14 protein-coding genes are annotated in these 15,248 nt (G+C 75.5%); 9 read left to right on the top strand and 5 right to left on the bottom strand.

Going from position 1 to position 15,248, the window contains the following annotated elements:
- Positions 1-112: 112 nt before the first annotated feature.
- Both ACWD3O_RS15220 and ACWD3O_RS15215 read right to left on the bottom strand, forming a co-directional pair.
- Positions 113-838, bottom strand: a complete 726-nt coding sequence (locus ACWD3O_RS15220; protein WP_451416153.1) for a VOC family protein — start codon at positions 836-838, stop codon at positions 113-115.
- A gap of 26 nt (positions 839-864) precedes the next feature.
- Entirely contained in the window at positions 865-1,482 is a 618-nt protein-coding gene (locus tag ACWD3O_RS15215; protein WP_451416152.1) for a TOPRIM nucleotidyl transferase/hydrolase domain-containing protein, read from the bottom strand.
- Between the two features lie 392 nt (positions 1,483-1,874).
- On the opposite strand from ACWD3O_RS15215, the gene tuf reads away from it, so the two are divergent.
- The 4 genes from tuf (at position 1,875) to ACWD3O_RS15195 (ending at position 5,388) form a co-directional block, all read left to right on the top strand.
- Complete coding sequence (gene tuf, locus ACWD3O_RS15210) at positions 1,875-3,044, top strand: elongation factor Tu (protein ID WP_451416151.1); 1,170 nt, start codon at positions 1,875-1,877, stop codon at positions 3,042-3,044.
- A 114-nt stretch (positions 3,045-3,158) separates the two neighbouring features.
- Positions 3,159-3,710 carry a putative immunity protein gene (locus ACWD3O_RS15205; RefSeq protein ID WP_451416150.1) on the top strand — a complete coding sequence of 184 codons (552 nt, stop codon included), beginning with the start codon at positions 3,159-3,161 and terminating at the stop codon, positions 3,708-3,710.
- A gap of 85 nt (positions 3,711-3,795) precedes the next feature.
- Positions 3,796-4,893: an AI-2E family transporter gene (locus ACWD3O_RS15200; protein ID WP_451416149.1), complete on the top strand. Its 1,098-nt coding sequence runs from the start codon at positions 3,796-3,798 to the stop codon at positions 4,891-4,893.
- Between the two features lie 69 nt (positions 4,894-4,962).
- Positions 4,963-5,388, top strand: coding sequence for a DUF1801 domain-containing protein (locus tag ACWD3O_RS15195; protein ID WP_451416148.1), 426 nt, complete (start codon positions 4,963-4,965; stop codon positions 5,386-5,388).
- 69 nt (positions 5,389-5,457) lie between these two features.
- Here ACWD3O_RS15195 and ACWD3O_RS15190 read toward each other — a convergent pair whose 3' ends face one another.
- Positions 5,458-6,897 carry a PepSY-associated TM helix domain-containing protein gene (locus ACWD3O_RS15190; RefSeq protein WP_451416147.1) on the bottom strand — a complete coding sequence of 480 codons (1,440 nt, stop codon included), beginning with the start codon at positions 6,895-6,897 and terminating at the stop codon, positions 5,458-5,460.
- Between the two features lie 265 nt (positions 6,898-7,162).
- On the opposite strand from ACWD3O_RS15190, the gene ACWD3O_RS15185 reads away from it, so the two are divergent.
- Together ACWD3O_RS15185 and ACWD3O_RS15180 are read left to right on the top strand one after the other, a co-directional pair.
- Positions 7,163-7,615 (top strand): hypothetical protein, encoded by a 453-nt coding sequence (locus tag ACWD3O_RS15185; protein ID WP_451416146.1) that lies wholly within the window; start codon positions 7,163-7,165, stop codon positions 7,613-7,615.
- 400 nt (positions 7,616-8,015) lie between these two features.
- Complete coding sequence (locus tag ACWD3O_RS15180; protein ID WP_451413333.1) at positions 8,016-8,444, top strand: nuclear transport factor 2 family protein; 429 nt, start codon at positions 8,016-8,018, stop codon at positions 8,442-8,444.
- Positions 8,445-8,509: 65 nt separating this feature from the next.
- Here the strand turns inward: ACWD3O_RS15180 and ACWD3O_RS15175 are convergent, their stop codons facing one another.
- Complete coding sequence (locus tag ACWD3O_RS15175; protein ID WP_451413334.1) at positions 8,510-9,295, bottom strand: helical backbone metal receptor; 786 nt, start codon at positions 9,293-9,295, stop codon at positions 8,510-8,512.
- Between the two features lie 562 nt (positions 9,296-9,857).
- Here ACWD3O_RS15175 and rsgA point away from each other — a divergent pair.
- Together rsgA and ACWD3O_RS15165 are read left to right on the top strand one after the other, a co-directional pair.
- Entirely contained in the window at positions 9,858-10,964 is a 1,107-nt protein-coding gene (rsgA, locus tag ACWD3O_RS15170; protein WP_451413335.1) for a ribosome small subunit-dependent GTPase A, read from the top strand.
- A 237-nt stretch (positions 10,965-11,201) separates the two neighbouring features.
- Complete coding sequence (locus tag ACWD3O_RS15165; RefSeq protein WP_451413336.1) at positions 11,202-12,419, top strand: SGNH/GDSL hydrolase family protein; 1,218 nt, start codon at positions 11,202-11,204, stop codon at positions 12,417-12,419.
- 62 nt (positions 12,420-12,481) lie between these two features.
- Here the strand turns inward: ACWD3O_RS15165 and ACWD3O_RS15160 are convergent, their stop codons facing one another.
- A complete protein-coding gene (locus ACWD3O_RS15160; RefSeq protein WP_451413337.1) occupies positions 12,482-12,976 on the bottom strand; it encodes a DUF456 domain-containing protein in 495 nt (164 codons plus the stop codon).
- A 176-nt stretch (positions 12,977-13,152) separates the two neighbouring features.
- On the opposite strand from ACWD3O_RS15160, the gene ACWD3O_RS15155 reads away from it, so the two are divergent.
- Positions 13,153-15,198 carry a protein phosphatase 2C domain-containing protein gene (locus ACWD3O_RS15155; RefSeq protein ID WP_451416145.1) on the top strand — a complete coding sequence of 682 codons (2,046 nt, stop codon included), beginning with the start codon at positions 13,153-13,155 and terminating at the stop codon, positions 15,196-15,198.
- Positions 15,199-15,248 lie beyond the last annotated feature (50 nt).

Below are 15,248 nucleotides of genomic sequence, written 5' to 3'. Positions count from 1 at the left end.
TGGGGGTGTTGTGTTTTTGTTCGAGGTCCTGCGCGCCGGCGGGGGCCGGCGGGGCGGCCGCGGCGCGCGGGCCCCCCCCCCCCCCCCCCCCGCCCCCCGCCGCCGGACAGGCCTAGCGGGTCGCGCGGAGGGTGAAGTCGTTGCCGTCCGGATCGGTCAGCGACACCGTCCGGCCGTCGCCCTCCGCCGCGCTGCGGCTCGCGCCGAGGGCGACCAGGCGGGCGGCCTCCGCCTCCAGGTCGCCGTCGCCGCCGGCGGCGACGGCGAGGTCGAAGCGGATCCGGTCCCGGCCGGACCGCGGCATCAGCGGCGGGCCGCCCCAGGTGATCTTCATCCCCCCGGCGGGATGCTGGACCGCCGTCTCCTCGTTCTCGTCCCAGACCAGCGGCCACTCCAGCGCCCGGCTCCAGAAGTGGCCGACCGCCTGCGAACCGTCGCAGGCCAGCGCGCCGACGGGGCCGCAGCCCGCCAGGAAGCCGTTGCCGGGCTCGATGACGCAGAACTCGTTGCCCTCCGGATCGGCCAGCACCACGTGCCCCTCCTCCGGGAGCTGGCCCACGTCGGCGTGGCGTCCGCCGAGCTCCAACACCCGGGCCAGGGTCGCCTTCTGCCCCGCCGCCGACTCGCTCGTCAGGTCGAAGTGCAGCCGGTTCTGCGCCGACTTGGGCTCCCGCGTCGCGACGAAGCGGAGTGGCACGCCGGTCGGGTCCGCGGGGAGCACCACGACCGCGCCGTCGGCGTCCTCGCGGAGTCCGCGGCCCAAGAGGCCGGCCCAGAAGCCCGCGAGGCGGGAGGGGTCGAGCGCGTCGAAGGTGAGCGCGTGCAGGTGGGAGGTCATTCCTCGTCCATCTCCGTTCGGGAAGGTCACAGACTCGAGAAGAGGTCATCGAGCGGGGCGGGCACGTCGCCGGGGCCCAAGGCCTCGGTCAGGACACGGCCGTAGTGGATCTTGCGGCCCTTCCGGGTGCCGAGGAAGCGCCGCAACTGCCCCTCCACCGGGCGGCCCTGCTGCGCGGGCTGGCTCCGGAAGGTCTGCCAGGCGCGCACCTCGCCCTCGGCCCGCACCGTCTCCTCGACCCGTTCGGCGCCCAGCGCGCGGATCAGCTCCTCCTCGAGGTCCGCCGTGCACACGAAGACGTCCCGTCCCGGCGCGCCCGCCCGCTCCAGGCCGCGCCGGTAGTAGGGCTGTTCACGCTCGTCGCAGAGGCCGGTCAGCCGCAGACCCAGGCCGGGAGGACCGAGGACCCGGGCGAAGTGGCCCGCGTTCATCGCGCCGTTCATCGACAGCGCGCACACCCCCTCGGCCGCCAGGTCACGGCCGCGCCGGGCAGCCAGCGCCTCGACGGCGGCCAGGTCGCTCGGCCCCTCCAGCAGCACCGCCGTCCGCAGCCGCAGCCGGGCCGCCAACTCGGGCACCGCCCCGGCGGATCCGCCGGCCGCCCAGCCCGCGACCGCGTCCCGGAACGTCGTCATCTCCGCCATGCGCGCGAGTCTGCACCACCGGCAAGTGCCGGGCACCTGAATAACCTCCGGGTGCCGCCCTCACGGCCACCGCGGCGACAGCCCCGCGGAAAACCGGTCGACGCCCGACGCCCGCCTCCGTCATGCTCCCCGGCATGAACCGGCACGCCTTCGCCCTCGTCGCAGCATCCGCGGTCGCGGATGCTCCGAAGGCTGCCGCGACGTTCCCCGCGGCCCTGCCCCTCGCGGCCGCCGACGGCGCCCGAGGGTGACCCTCCCCGGACAGAACCTCCGGCGGACCCCGTAGGGGGAGGGTCGGAGAACCACCTCCCGGGGTCCGGCCGGCCCGCGCCCGTCGGACGGGCGGCGGGCCGGGACGTTCACGCCATCGCACGCCATCGCGAGGAACAGCCATGCCCAAGACGGCATTCGTGCGCACCAAGCCGCACCTGAACATCGGCACCATGGGGCACGTCGACCACGGCAAGACCACCCTCACCGCCGCGATCACCAAGGTCCTCGCCGACCGCGGCGCCTCCCGCTACGTCCCGTTCGAGCGCATCGACCGGGCCCCGGAGGAGGCCGCGCGCGGCATCACCATCAACATCGCGCACGTCGAGTACGAGACCGGCACCCGGCACTACGCGCACGTCGACATGCCCGGCCACGCCGACTACGTGAAGAACATGGTCACCGGCGCCGCCCAGCTCGACGGCGCGGTGCTGGTGGTCTCCGCGCTCGACGGGGTGATGCCGCAGACCGCCGAACACGTCCTGCTCGCCCGGCAGGTGGGCGTCGAGCACATCGTCGTCGCCCTGAACAAGGCCGACGCGGGCGACCCGGAACTCACCGACCTGGTGGAGCTGGAGGTCCGCGAGCTGCTGAGCGCACACGGCTACCCCGGCGAGTCGCTGCCGGTCGTGCGGGTCTCGGGGCTCAAGGCCCTGGCCGGGGAGCCGCGTTGGGTGGAGGCCGTCGAGGCGCTGCTGGACGCCGTCGACTCGTACGTGCCGATGCCCGAGCTGCACCTGGAGGCGCCGTTCCTGCTGCCGGTGGAGAACGTCCTCACCATCACCGGGCGCGGCACCGTGGTCACCGGCGCGGTCGAGCGGGGCACGGTGCGCACGGGTGACCGGGTCGAAGTCCTCGGCGCGGGGCTGGAGTCGGTGGTCACCGGGCTGGAGACCTTCGGCCGGCCCATGGAGTCGGCGCAGGCGGGCGACAACGTGGCGCTGCTGCTGCGGGGCGTGGCCCGGGACGCGGTGCGCCGCGGCCACGTCGTCGCCGCGCCGGGCAGCGTCACGCCGAGCCACCGGTTCACCGCGCGGGCGCGGCTGCTGTCGACGCGCGAGGGCGGGCGCCGCACCCCGGTGTCCACCGGCTACCGCCCGCAGTTCTACATCCGCACCGCGGACGTGGTGGGCGACGTCGACCTGGGCGAGGCGGGCACCGCCGGGCCCGGGGAGACCGTCGACATGACGGTCGAGCTCGGCACCGCCGTCCCGCTCGAGCCGGGCCTCGGCTTCGCCGTCCGTGAGGGCGGCCGGACCGTCGCCGCGGGGACGGTCACCGAGGTGCACTGACGCCCACGGCGGGCCCGCCCCGGCATCGGGGCGGGCCCGCCGCTCCGGGGCGGTCCCGCCGTGACGTCGTCACCCGGCGGGCCGCGCCGCGGGGCGATGCCCGAGGATGGCGTCATGACGCGGAAGGCGGACGAGACCGAGATCGAGCTCACCCGGCAGGACCTCCGCGAGGTGACCGGCTTCGCCGCCGCCTGCGCGCGGACCGTCCTCGCGGTCTTCGAGGAGGAACGGCCGGACGACCCGCGCCCGCGCCGGGCCATCGAGACCGCCGGGGAGTTCGCCGGCGGCGGGGAACGCGGCAAGGCGTTGCGCGACACCGCCTGGGCCGCGCTCAAGGCCGCCGGGGAGGCGGAAGGACCCGCCGCGCGCGAGGCGGCGCGGGCGGCCATGGCCGCGGCCGGGGCCGCCTATCTGCACCCGCTGGCCAAGGCCACGCAGGTCAAGCACATCCTCGGCTCGGCCGCCCACGCCGCGCGGGCCGCCGAACTCCTCGCCGGTGACGACCGCGGCGTCGGCGAGGACCACGTGCGGCGGGCGGCGCAGCGGGCCACCCCCGCCGTCGTCGACGTCCTGCGCCGCTACCCGGCGGCCCCGGCGGGCGGCGGCCGCACCGGCGAACTGCTGCGTCTCCTCGACGCGCTCCTGGCCGGCGGGCGGCACGAGTGACCGGGGCGGTAACCGAGGCAGTGACCGACTCGGTAACAGAGGAACCCCCCAACACCCCGCCGGACCAACCCCTTAGAGTGATCCCATGCCTGCCAGGTTGAGTGCCACGCGGACCCGTACAGCGCTGCACACGTCGGCGCGGACCTCCGCCGACCTTCTGTTGATCGGCCTGGTGCTCACAGCGGCGCTGTGGCTCCTGGGCCGCATGTGGCCGGTGCTGTGGCCGCTGGTCGTCGCCCTCTTCCTCACCACCCTCACCTGGCCCATGGCCCGCTTCCTGCGGCAGCACCGCTGGCCCGCCGCCCTGGCGGCCTCGGTGGTGACCGTGCTGTCGCTGGTGATCGCGGCCGGTGTGGTGGCCCTGATCGCCGTGCCGGTGACCTCGCAGTCCGAGGAACTGGTGGACGGCGTGGTCGCGGGCCTCAAGCACCTGCGCGAGTGGGCCGCGGGGCCTCCGCTGAACATCGAGGACGCGGAGATCACCCAGGCGCTCGACTCCGCGGTCGAGCGCGTCCAGGACAGCATGGGGTCCGCGGTGTCCGCCGTCGTCACCGGCGTGGGCACCGTGATCAACGGTGTCGTCACCGCCGTGCTCGCCGTCTTCCTGATGTTCTTCTTCCTCAAGGACGGCCCGCGCTTCCTGCCCTGGCTCACCCGGCAGCTGCCCGGCCGCCTCTCCGTCCACGTGCCCGCCGTCGCCGAGCGCGGCTGGGACACGCTGGGGTCGTTCATCCGCTCGCAGGCGCTGGTCGGGCTGATCGACGCGGTCCTCATCGGCATCGGCCTGTGGATCCTCGACGTGCCGCTGGTGCTGCCGCTGTCGGTGCTGACCTTCGTCTCGGCCTTCGTGCCGGTCATCGGCGCCCTCTTCGCCGGCTTCGTGGCCGTCCTCATCGCCCTCGTCTCCAACGGCCTGACCGACGCGCTGATCGTGCTGGCGATCATCGTCGGCGTGCAGCAGCTGGAGGGCAACGTCTTCCAGCCCATGATCCAGAGCCGGGGCCTCGGACTGCACGCGGCGGTGATCCTGCTGGCGGTCACGCTGGGCGGCAGCCTGGCCGGCATCGTCGGCAGCCTCCTCGCCGTGCCGGCCGCCGCGCTGATCGCCGTCGTGTGGAACTACGTCCGCGAGCAGCTGAGCGAGCCGGACCCCGAACCGGACAGCGGCGCCACCGTCGTCTGACCACCGCCCGGCGCGGCGGCCGGATCCGTCGGCCGCGCGGGGCCCGTGGGTGGCAGTTACGATCCCCGCATGGACGACGGCGCATCAGGGACACCGCCGCTGCTGTCGGGCGGCAATCCGCGCATCCCCAAGGGTGACGGAGACGGCCCGGTCCAGGCGTACCTCGACGCCATGCCGGGCTGGAAGCAGGACGTGGGCCGGCTCCTGGACGACCTCGTCGTCCGCACCGTGCCCGCCGTGCGCAAGGCGGTGCGGTGGAACTCGCCGTTCTACGGCGTCGAGGGCAACGGCTGGTTCCTCAGCTTCCACTGCTTCGACAAGTACGTGAAGGTCACCTGGCTCAACGGACGGTCGCTGGACCCGCTCCCGCCGGGCGTCTCGAAGCACGAGCAGGTGCGCTACCTCGACATCCGCGAGGACCAGGAGCCCGACGAGGAACTCCTGGTGAGCTGGATCCGCCAGGCCGCCGGCCTGCCCGGCGACGACCTCTTCTGAGGCACCCGAGGCCGCACAGAGCTCTGGCTGAGGAGGCGAGGGGCCCGCGGGCCCCGCGCCCCACGACGGTCAACTACGGCGTCGGCGGAAGACGCCCACGGCGGCGTCCACGAGCAGGAACGCCAGCAGCGTCACGCCCAACAGCGGCACCGCCCAGCCCACCGCCGCGACGACCGGGACGCCGACGACGAGCACCGGCAGCGGCACGCTCCGCCACGCCCCCCGCACCGGGGGTCTGCCGACAGGCGCGCGGTCGCCGTCCCGGGTGGGCCGGCGCTGCCACCACATGCGGTAGCCCCAGACCAGCACGTAGATCAGGCCGACCGCGACCGCCGCCAGCACGATCTGGTTGGCCGGGCCGAACAGCACGCCCATGTGGCCCTGCACGCCGAGCTTGCTCAGCTTCGCCGCGAGCGGATGATCGGCCCACCGGGTGCGGTCGGTGACCTCGCCCGCGCCGACGTCGACGGCGACGCTGTCGTAGCGGACCGGCCAGGTGTTGTCGTTCTGCGCCACCGTCCAGGCCGTGCCCTCCCGCGCCGGAGGGGTGACCACCACGGTTCCGCCGAGACCCGCCGCGCGGGCCGTGTCCAGCGCGGTCCCGAAGTCCGCGGGATCCGTCCCGGAGGCGGCCTCACCGCCCCCGCCGGTGTGGCCCGCGTGTTCGCCGCCGCCGTCGCCCGGCCCCGAGCCGGGCAGGCTCGTGTCCAGCACCGGCGCCTGGCCCCGGACGACGTCCACCGCCCGGTCGAAGCGCGCGCCCGCGTGCTCGGACCAGGTCAGCCCGGTGGCGCTGAGGAAGAACAGGCCCAGCGCCAGCCACACCCCGGTCGCCGCGTGCAGGCTCCGGGTCCGGCGGACGCCGGAGGCCGAGCGGTCGGGCAGCAGGACCCCGCGGACCGAGGTCGCGCGGCGCCCCCGGGAGCGCCCGATCCACAGCACCAGCCCGCCCAGGGCCACCACCCACAGCCAGCTCGCCGCCAGCTCCGAGTAGAGGGTGCCGAGGTCGCCCAGGTGCAGGCTCCGGTGGAACTCGTCGAGCCAGGCGGTCAGCGGCGTGGCGCCCCACCAGGTCGTCAACTCGCCCTGCACCTCGGCGGTGTACGGGTCGACGAACACGGTGCGCTGGTTCTCCCCGAGCTCCGGCAGCGACAGCACGACCCGCGTGGTGTCCTCCGGGCCCGGCGGGGTCACCACCGAGGCGATCGTCCCCTCGGGATGGGCCGCACGGGCGGCCTCGATCTGCTCGGCCAGCGGACGGGGAGCGTCGCCGACCGCCTCCACGGTGAGCCGGTCGCCGTACAGGAGCTGGTCGAACTGCGGGGTGAAGGCGTACAGCAGCCCGGTCAGGGCGGCGAGGAACAGGAACGGCGCGACGAGCACGCCGGCGTAGAAGTGCAACCGCGCGATCAGGGCGCGCAGGCCTTGGCGCGAACGGGTGGGGCGGCGCCCGCCGGGCACGCCCGGGATGCCCGGCTCCGCGACCGGGCCGGTGTCCGTGGTGGTCATGGGTGATCCCTTGTCCGGCACGCCGCGACGCGGCGCGCTGCGAAAGGTGGACAGGACGACGTCCCGCCCGGACCCGGTCCGGACGGGAACGGTCCGGCCGGACCCGCACGGGGCGGGCGGCCGGGACCACCGGGGGAGGGCCGCGCCTGGTGCGCGCACGCGCCAGACGGGCCCCGAAGGACAACGGAGGCGGGCCGACGGGGGCCGGCACGGAAGCCGTCTCCGGACACGGGACGGCCGCGGCGCCGGGCGGAAGACGGAGCCCGTGGGCCAGCAGCCGCACCAGGAGCCGCAGCAGCCGCTCCCCGCGCAGCAGGACCAGCACGGCCCCGAACGTGGCCAGCAGGTGGGCCGCACCCATCCCCGTCACGGTCACGGCGGCGGGGCCGGCGTGCTCGTGCACCGGGGCGGGAGCCGACGACGCGTGCCGCACCGGCCCGGTGCCCGCCGCATGCGGGCCGGGATGGCCCGCCCGCCGGGACAGGAGGTGCAGAGCCAGGTGCAGGAACACCTGCTGCGCCCCGGTCCCCAGCACCGCGGCCTCGAACCGGCGCCGCCCGGTCCGGACGGTGAAGGCGCAGCTCAGCGCCGCCGTCGCGGCCGCCGTGCCCGCCAGCACCCCGGGGCCGGGCAGCCCGCCCCCGGCGGCCGCGTGCCCCGCCACGCCGAACAGGACGGAGGCGCCGGCGTGGAGCAGCCCTCCGGCCGGGCGGCGTAATCGGCTAGGCGGATCGCCGCGCACGGCCCGGCCGCTTCCGGTCCCCGACCCGGTCTCCGACCCAGTCCTCGACCCGGTCCCCGACTTCCGCCGCCCGGGTGCGGGTCGTGCGGGTCCCGGTCCCGGGGGAGGGCCGGAGTGTCGCGCGGCCGCCGTCCGGCGTCGTCTCTCGCGGCATCCTGGGCCTCCCGGAGCGCGGGACACCGATGCTCGGTGTGGGGGTGGTGGGAGTCACCAGTGTGCGCGAGGGGACGGGGGAACACGGAGGCCACATCCGGCCAGAGTGATGGCCGGTCACCGCTCCCCGGCCCGCCCGAGGGCGGCGAACGAGAGCCGTCCGGTGGGCGACCTGCCTGCCCGCCTCCGTGAACCGGCGGCCCCGGAGCCCTACCGTCGGACGATGGGCGACAACACCGGAACACCCCCGCAGGACCCCGTCTCCGTCTCCGGGGAGGACCCCGTCCACGCGCGGCTCCGCGCGGTCTCCGAGGACTGGGCGGAGGCCATCGTCTCCAACGACCCCGCCCGCATCGGCCGCTTCATGGCCGACGAGTGGGTCATCGTCTCCGAGTCGGGCCTCACCACCAAGGACCACTTCCTCTCCCTCGTCGCCACCGGGACCCTGCGGCACTCGGCGATGGCCGCCGCCGGCCGGCCGCGGATCCGCGTGTACGGCGACACCGCGGTCCTCACGGGCAGGGTGACCAACACCGCCCACCACCTGGGCACGCGCTTCGACGCCGACGAGTGGACGACGGACGTGTTCGTTCGGCGCGACGGCCGGTGGCAGTGCGTCCTGAGCCACATCACGGCGGCGTCCCCCGGCTGAACCCCGGCCCGCGGGGGCACGTCCTGTGCCCTCACCGCTCCGTCGACTTCCCGCCCGACGCCCCGTCAGGACCGCGCGGCCGGTGGGCCGAGCGCGGAGACGAGGTCGGCCAGCACGGTGTGCGCCCGAGGCAGCGACGGCCCGTACCAGGTGAGCAGCCGGCCGCAGACCAGGCGGGTCGGCGTGCGGTGGAAGACCTCCGGCCCGTCCTCTGCCGTGAACACGTACGGCTCGTCCGGCAGGAGGACGGCGTCCGGGCCGAGCCGGTCGATCTCCTCCGGGCTCGTGTGCGGATAGCGGTCCGGGTGGCCGGCGAAGGCGTTGGCGAGGCCGGCCCGGCGCAGCAGGTCGCCGGCGAAGGTGGACCGCCCGACCACCATCCAGGGATCGCGCCAGACCGGCACCGCCACCGTCGCGGCCACGGGCGGGAGCGGGCCGCCCCACACCGACCGGGCCGTCGTCAGCCAGCCGGGAACGGGCACGGAGAGCGCCTCGGTGAACAACCGTCCGAGCGAGTCGAGGGCCTGGGGGACGGTCTCGACGACGGTCACCCACACCGGGATGCCCGCCGCGCGCAACCGGGCCACGTCCAACTCCCGGTTCTCCTCCTTGTTGGCGATCACGAGGTCCGGCCGGAGCCGCGCAATCGCCGCCCGGTCGGGGTTCTTGGTGCCCCGCACCCGCGCGACGTCGAGACCGGCCGGCCGGGTGCACCACAGGGTCGCCCCGACCAGGACCTCCGGAACGCTCTCGGCCACCGCCTCCGTGAGGGACGGCACCAGGGACACCACGCGCCGCGGCGGCCGGGGGAGCCCCACGGGTGTCCCCATGTCGTCGAGGTACGTCGGCACAGCCGTCAACGTAGCGGGTCGCGGCACCCGCCGCGAACGACCGTGCTTCAGCCGCCGATCGCGTTATGGCCTCCGCCCGGCTCGTGGCCTTCGCGCCGGGGCAGCCAGGGGTCCGCGGGGGCGCCATCAGAGGTCAGGCCGTACAGGATCAGGCGGCCAGCCCGGTCCGGTTCGCCGCGCTCCTCGTACACCCGGGCAAGCGCCCCGACGGCTGGAGAACGTCCGCCTGATTCACCGGGTGCACAACGCCCCACGCCGAATGCCGAGGAGCATCGCCTCCTCGGCATTCACCTGTCCCGGTGCGGAATCTGCGGGGCGGTAAAACCTGATGCGCGCGGTCGTCGGCGGGTCTAGACTCTGCCGTGTTCGCGAGGCACTCGGTGAGTGCTGTTCGTTCGAGTCGAGGATTTCCGGGAGGTGTGACCGATGGCTGTCTCTGTGATGGGCCTTGCCCGCGTCCAGCAGTTCGTTCCGTTCACCTCCGTGGCCTCCGGCTGACCTCACTCCTTCCTCGCGCGTCGACGGACGCGCCGTGCCGGGGCCGCCCTTCGAAGGGTTTCCCTTGAATCTCTCTTCTCCTTCCTCGGTTTCGTCGCACCCGCTCGCCCGCTTCGGCTGGGACGAGGGGTGGGAGGCCGAGTTCGCTCCCCACGCCGCGCAGGGGCTGGTGCCCGGGCGGGTGATCCGGGTGGACCGCGGGCAGTGCGACGTGGTCACGTCGGAAGGTGTGGTGCGCGCGGACACCGCGTTCGTCACGCCGCACGACCCGCTGCGGGTGATCTGCACCGGCGACTGGGCCGCCGTCGACCCGGTCGGCGGGGAGCCGCGGTACGTGCGGGAGTACCTGCCGCGGCGGACCGCGTTCGTGCGGTCCACCTCGTCGAAGCGGTCCGAGGGCCAGGTCCTCGCCGCGAACGTGGACCACGTGGTCGTCGCCGTGTCGATGGCCGTGGAGGTCGAGTACGCCCGCATCGAGCGGTTCCTGGCGCTTGCCTGGGAATCGGGGGCGCAGCCGCTGGTGGTGCTGACCAAGGCAGACCTGGTGCCCGACCCGGTGACGCTCGGGCACCTGGTGCAGGACGTCCAGGGGACGGCGCCCGGGGTGCAGGTCCTCGCGGTCAGCGCCGAGACCGGGGAGGGCGTCGACGTCCTCGCCGCGAGCGTGGCCGGCGGGACCACCGTGCTGCTCGGGCAGTCGGGCGCCGGGAAGTCGACCCTCGCCAACACGCTCCTCGGCGAGGACGCGATGACCGTGCAGGCCGCACGCGACGTGGACGGGAAGGGGCGGCACACCACGACCACCCGCAACCTGTTCGCGCTGCCCGGCGGCGGCGTGCTGATCGACACCCCCGGCCTGCGCGGTGTCGGCCTCTGGGACGCCGGACGAGGCGTCGGGCAGGTGTTCGCGGAGATCGAGGAGCTGGCCGCCGACTGCCGGTTCCAGGACTGCGCGCACGTCGCCGAGCCCGGATGCGCGGTGCTCGACGCGCTCGACTCGGGCGAACTGCCCGAGCGGCGGCTGGAGAGCTACCGCAAGCTGCTCCGCGAGAACCAGTACATCGTGGCCAAGACCGACGCCCGGGCCCGGGCCGAGATGCGGCGGGAGTGGAAGCGCCGCGGGGCCGAGGGGCGGGCCGCGATGGAGGCCAAGCGGGGCCGGGCGCGGTAGTCGCACGGCCCCGGCCGGGGCGGGGCGGCGGCGGCCGAACGGGCTACCGTCACCCCGCCGACTTCGGGCTAAACCTCCGCGACCACCCCTCGTGCGGGTGTATCTCGACGACTCGGCCGACACGCTCCGTGTCGGCCGCGTTACGTTGTGGGACCTTCGGGTGCGCCCGGCGCACGGCTGCCGTGTGCCCGGCGCACCTGACGCATGGCCAACTGAACAGTGCGGAGGACGGAACACATGGTCAAGGCGGTACGGGTCATCGTGGCGCTGCTGCTGCTCCTGCTGGGCACCGCGCCGGCCCACGCGGCGACGCCCGACCGCCGGGGGGCGACGGAGAAATGGACCGGGACCTGGGCGGCCGCCGCCTCCGGTACCGCACTGCCGCTGCCGGGCGCGTCCATCCGCAACGTGGTGCACACCAGCGTCGGCGGGACGACGGCCCGCGTCCGGTTGTCGAACCGGCTCGGCATCCGTCCGCTCCACCTAGGCTCGGTCACCCTCGCACTGCAGGAGCACGGCTACTTCCCCCGTCCGGACGCCGTCCCGGGGACCATGCGCCAGGTGCTCTTCGACGGCAGACCCACGGCGGTCGTCCCGGCGGGGAAGGAGATCGTCAGCGACCCGGTGCGCCTCCAGGTGCCCGGTGACGCCAACCTGCTGGTGACCGTCCACACCCCCCACGACGACGGGCCGGCCACCTACCACCGGATCGCCAAGCAGACCAACTTCCTCGCCTACGGCGCAGACCGCACCGCGGACGTCGGCGGCGCGCACTACACCTCGACGGTGCGGTCCTGGTACTACGTCACCGGCGTCGACGTGCGGACCGCGCGGGCCGCCGGGAGCGTCGTGGCCCTCGGGGACAGCCTGACCGACGGCGTCGGCACCACCCCCGACAGCAACCGGCGCTGGCCCGACCGCCTCGCCGACCGCCTCGCCGCCCTGCCGCCCCGGCACCGGCTCGGCGTCCTGAACGCGGGCATCTCCGGCAACCGCGTCCTCAACGACCGGTCCGGACCGAGCGCGCTCGAACGTCTCGACGCCGACGTGCTGCGGCGCAGCGGGGTGCGCGCGGTGATCGTGCTGGAGGGCATCAACGACGTGATGACCGACGCCGCCGGCCGGGACGGGATCAAGGCCTACCGGAAGGCCTACCGGACGATCGCCGAACGGGCGCGCGCCAAGGGCATCCGCGTCATCGGAGCCACCCTCACGCCGTACGGGGGGCACCTGGCCCACACCGCGCGGCGGGAGGCGTTGCGGCAGCAGGTCAACCGGTACATCCGTGAGGAGGCGCCGTTCGACGCTGTGGTCGACTTCGACGCGGCGGTCCGCGACCCGAAGCGGCCGGACCGGATCCGGCCGGCGTTCGATCCGGGGGACCACCTGCACTTCAACGACGCGGGGATGCTGGCGCTGGCCCGGGCGGTGGACCTGAAGAAGCTCAGGGGCTGACGCGGAGCGGGTTCACCCCACGCGGACGTGCGCATTCCAGGCTGTTCACTCCGGCAGTACGGTCATCGCACCAGGACGGTGACGAGCCAGGCGCCGAGGACCAGGAGGGCGGCGTACAGCTCGATCAGCAGGGCGGTGCCGCCGGAGCGCATCAGGCTCCGTACCGCCGCCCTCGCCTCGCGGGGGCGGCGGCGTTCGCCGAAGCGTTCGTGCAGGTAGAGGCCGGTCAGGAAGCCGGGGGCCGCGCCGAGGACCGGCACCAGGAAGAAGCCGAGGAACGCGCCCGCTCCCGCCCAGCCGCGCAGGGAAGGCCGGTGGCCCAGGGCGGTGGTGCGCGGATCCTGCCGGTGGGTGAGCTGGGCGCGCAGCAACTGGGCCAGCAGGAGCAGCAGGGTCGCGCCGACCAGGACGGCCCAGGCGGCGGGGCGCGGATCGTTGAGCGCCCACCACAGCACGCCGGCCCACACGAGCCAGGACCCGGGGACCCCGGGCGTCAAGACCCCGCAGACGCCGAGCAGGACGACCGCTCCGGCCAGCAGGAGTTCCCACGCTCCCATTCCTCCAGGGTGCCGGAGTCCGCCGGTGTGTGCAGGGTTCGGCGCGGCTGTCCGCCTTCACGCCGACCTCGGCCGGATGTTCGGGTTGTCGACCGGCCATGTGTTCCGGCGGCGGGGGCCCGCACGGATGCGGTGGCGCCGGTTTCAGACGCGTGGCGCGGTCGAAGATTAGGAGCATGAGCCAACAGGGGGAGACGCCCACCGGCCGCCGGGACGAAGACGCGTACGAGGACGCGTACGAGGCCGCGTACGAGGACGACTGGTGGGGCCAGTTGTACGACGACACCGCCGGTGACACGGGGCCCGCGGCGGCGCCGGACTCCCTGGACGACCGGTTCGCCTCGGTGGCCGGAACGGTGGGTGGCCAGGACCCGGCGGACGGGCCGGGCGTTCCCGCGCCGCGCCCGGAACCGGGGGCGCAGGCGCCGTCAGCGCCGCCCGCGGGGGCGGAGTGGGGCGGGTTCACGCCCTCCGCGGCCACGGGGCCCCGCGACGGCGAGGGCCCCGAGCCCGCGCGGCACGCGGCCGGGGAGCCGGAGGACACGCGCCCGCCGTCCGACCCGGGCCGCGCCGGGTCCGGGCGCGGCGACGGGACCGGGTCCGGTGACGGGACCGAGCCGCAGGGGCGCGAGGACGCGACGCGTGAGGCGGCACCGGAGCGCGAGTCGGCGCCCGGGCGGGGAGCGGGTGCCGAGTGGGGGGCGGGCCCCGTGGGCGACACGGCGTCCGATCGGGACCTGGGACCTGGGCGGGAGGCGGGCTTCGAGCGGACGTCGGACCTCGAACGGGACGAGCGCCCCGAGCGGGGGCCCGGCGCCCCGCAGGACACGGCGCCCGAGCCGGCGGCGGGCACCGAACCGAACGCGGGCTCCGGCTGGGATCCGGCACCTGGGCGGGAGGCGGGCGGTGAGCCGCCCGGCGGTGGGGACGCGGTGCCGTCCAGCCGTGCGGACACGGTGCCGCCCGGCCGTGGGGACGCGGTGCCGTCGGGCGGTGGGGACGCGGTGCCGCCCAGCCGTGGGGACGCCGTGCCGCACGGCAGCGGGGGAGCCGTGCCGCCCGGCCGTGCGGAGGCCGGGACGGCTGCCGTGCCGCGGGGTGGACGTGGTGGGGCCGGTGCCGAGGGTGGTGAGGGGCGTGCGGGCGGGTGGTTCGAGGCCGGGGTCGCGGGCGCCCGCCGGGACGGCCGTGCGGGCGCGGACACCACGGCAGGCGGCCGGTCCGGGGACGGCGACGAGGACGCCGCGCCGCCGCCCGACCGGGAGACCGTGGACCTCTTCGGCGGCCGGGGCGGCGGAGCCGTCACCTACGTGGGGGAGGAGCCGCCGAGCTACGACCCGGAGCCGACCTCCCTGCCGATGGCGGATCCGGCCGCGCTGGAGGACCTGGTGCCGGACACCGTGCTGGACGGCGCACGGTACGGCGCGCTGACCCTCCGCGCCGCCTCGGTGCGCGGGGACTCGGCCCGCTACCGGGGCGAGGTACGGCGGGACGCGCTGCTCACCGCCCGGTTCGGCGTCGGCGACCGCGCGCTCGTGCTGGTCGCCCAGGCCACTGGCGCCCGGGCCACGCCGGAGGGACAGCGGGCCGCGGCCGCCGCGTGCCGCTGGGTCGGGCAGGCCGTGGGCCGCAGCGCGGCCCGGCTCGCCGAGGACATCCGCGAGAGCCGCGGCGCCGACCTCAGGGCGGGGCTCCAGCGGCTCACCGACCGTACCCTCGGCCGGCTGCGCGCGGCCGCCGCCGAGGAGGGCCGGGACCCCGCCGTGGACGAGGCGTCGCTGCGCTGCCTGCTGCTGCCCGCCGACCCGGACTGCCGCACCCGCGTGTTCTTCGGCGTCGGCGACGGCGGACTCCTGCGGCTGCGCGACGGCGCGTGGGAGGACCTCGAACCCCGACCGGCCGCCGCACCCGGCGCCAAGCCCGCGGAGCTGACCCTGGACCTCGGCATAGCGACACCCCCCAGCCCCTACCGGCCCGCCCCCGAGCCGCCGCGCGAGCCGTTCCGGTTCCGGACCTGTGTCGCCCGGCCGGGTGACCGGCTGCTGATGTGCGGAGCGGGCCTCGCCGAGCCGCTGGCCGGGGAACCGGCCCTCCTCGCCCACCTGGGGCGGCGGTGGTCCGCGCCGGAGCCACCGGGGGTCGCCGACTTCCTGACGGACGTGCGGGTGAGGGTGAAGGGTTACGCCGACGACCGTACGGCGGTGGCCGTCTGGGAGGCGTGATCCGGCGCCGCGTGGATTGATGGTCCCCAGGCGGGGGACCCGAGCGGTCC

The organism is Streptomyces sp. NPDC002640 (genome assembly GCF_053592575.1).
The sequence above is the reverse complement of the archived record's forward strand: the minus strand, read 5'-3'. Positions and strand labels throughout refer to the sequence as shown.

Coding starts and splice junctions, on each gene's coding strand:
- ACWD3O_RS15220 (WP_451416153.1), bottom strand. CDS start 838: ATGACCTCCCACCTGCACGCGCTCACCTTCGACGCGCTCGACCCCTCC.
- ACWD3O_RS15215 (WP_451416152.1), bottom strand. CDS start 1,482: ATGGCGGAGATGACGACGTTCCGGGACGCGGTCGCGGGCTGGGCGGCC.
- tuf (WP_451416151.1), top strand. CDS start 1,875: ATGCCCAAGACGGCATTCGTGCGCACCAAGCCGCACCTGAACATCGGC.
- ACWD3O_RS15205 (WP_451416150.1), top strand. CDS start 3,159: ATGACGCGGAAGGCGGACGAGACCGAGATCGAGCTCACCCGGCAGGAC.
- ACWD3O_RS15200 (WP_451416149.1), top strand. CDS start 3,796: ATGCCTGCCAGGTTGAGTGCCACGCGGACCCGTACAGCGCTGCACACG.
- ACWD3O_RS15195 (WP_451416148.1), top strand. CDS start 4,963: ATGGACGACGGCGCATCAGGGACACCGCCGCTGCTGTCGGGCGGCAAT.
- ACWD3O_RS15190 (WP_451416147.1), bottom strand. CDS start 6,897: ATGACCACCACGGACACCGGCCCGGTCGCGGAGCCGGGCATCCCGGGC.
- ACWD3O_RS15180 (WP_451413333.1), top strand. CDS start 8,016: ATGGGCGACAACACCGGAACACCCCCGCAGGACCCCGTCTCCGTCTCC.
- ACWD3O_RS15165 (WP_451413336.1), top strand. CDS start 11,202: ATGGTCAAGGCGGTACGGGTCATCGTGGCGCTGCTGCTGCTCCTGCTG.
- ACWD3O_RS15160 (WP_451413337.1), bottom strand. CDS start 12,976: ATGGGAGCGTGGGAACTCCTGCTGGCCGGAGCGGTCGTCCTGCTCGGC.
- ACWD3O_RS15155 (WP_451416145.1), top strand. CDS start 13,153: ATGAGCCAACAGGGGGAGACGCCCACCGGCCGCCGGGACGAAGACGCG.